Here is a 1113-nt window from a genome sequence, read left to right as displayed (position 1 = left end):
GGCGGCCGCGAAAACTGAGTGCAACACCTGACCTTTCCGGTACGGTGCTGCCCCTATGTCCTATTCCGAACTCAGCGTTGAAGAGCGCGCGATCATTCAGCTCAGTCAAGCTCAAGGCTTCACCCTGCGCGGCATTGCTCGCCTGATTGACAGGTCGCCCTCGACCATCAGTCGAGAGCTGAAGCGCAATCGAGGCAGTAGTGGTGCTTACTCGGCCCGCTGCGCCCAGCGACAGATGAGCATTCGGCGCCAGGTTTGTCGCCCTAAGCGCAAGCTTCTGCCGGGCAGTGAGCGCTTCGAGTTGGTGACCCATATGTTGCGTGAGCGTTTGTCTCCTGAACAGATTGCCGGCAAGCTGCGCGGCATGAACATTCCCAGCCTCAGAGATGCCTACGTCTGTCGAGAGACGATCTACAACGCGATCTATGCCTTGCCGGTCGGCGAGCTGCGCAAGGAGCTGATCATCTGCCTGCGCCAAAGCAAGGCGACGCGCAGACCGCGCTCTGGCGGCGTGGATCGGCGCGGCCAGATTCCGGAGATGGTCAGCATTCACGTGCGCCCGCCAGAGATCGAAGACCGGCTGATGCCGGGGCATTGGGAGGGCGACCTGATCAAGGGTAAGGCCAACGCCTCGTCGGTAGGCACGTTGGTGGAGCGCACCAGTGGCTACCTGATGCTGGTGAAGATGAACGACGCAACGGCGACCTCGGCGATGGAGGGCTTCAGTGCAGCGCTCAACGGCATGCCGCTGGCGATGCGCAAGAGCATGACCTACGACCAAGGCCGGGAGATGGCGCGGCATGCTGAAATCACCCAGCAGACCGGGGTCGCTATTTATTTTTGTGATCCGCACAGCCCATGGCAGCGCGGCAGTAACGAAAACATCAACGGCCTGATCCGCCAGTACCTGCCCAAGGGGACTGACTTGTCGGTACACAGCCAGGAGCAACTGAATGCCATCGCCCTGCAACTGAATATGCGCCCCCGTAAGCGCTTCGATTTCAAATGCCCGATCGAAGTCATGGGAGAGGTGATGCAGGAAGCCTTGGCTATGCGGCATGATGCTCCGGCTTCAATTCAATAACCGTGTTGCACTCAGCTCCTGCAACCGCC

At 60.1% G+C, this 1113-nt stretch carries 1 protein-coding gene; it reads left to right on the top strand.

Going from position 1 to position 1113, the window contains the following annotated elements:
- The first annotated feature begins 55 nt into the window (after positions 1–55).
- Entirely contained in the window at positions 56–1084 is a 1029-nt protein-coding gene (locus ACZRMS_RS26265) for an IS30 family transposase (protein ID WP_017246483.1), read from the top strand.
- Positions 1085–1113: the final 29 nt, after the last annotated feature.

The organism is Pseudomonas sp. B424 (genome assembly GCF_055408345.1).
Note: the sequence above shows the minus strand (reverse complement) of the source record. Positions and strands in the feature narration are given on the sequence as shown.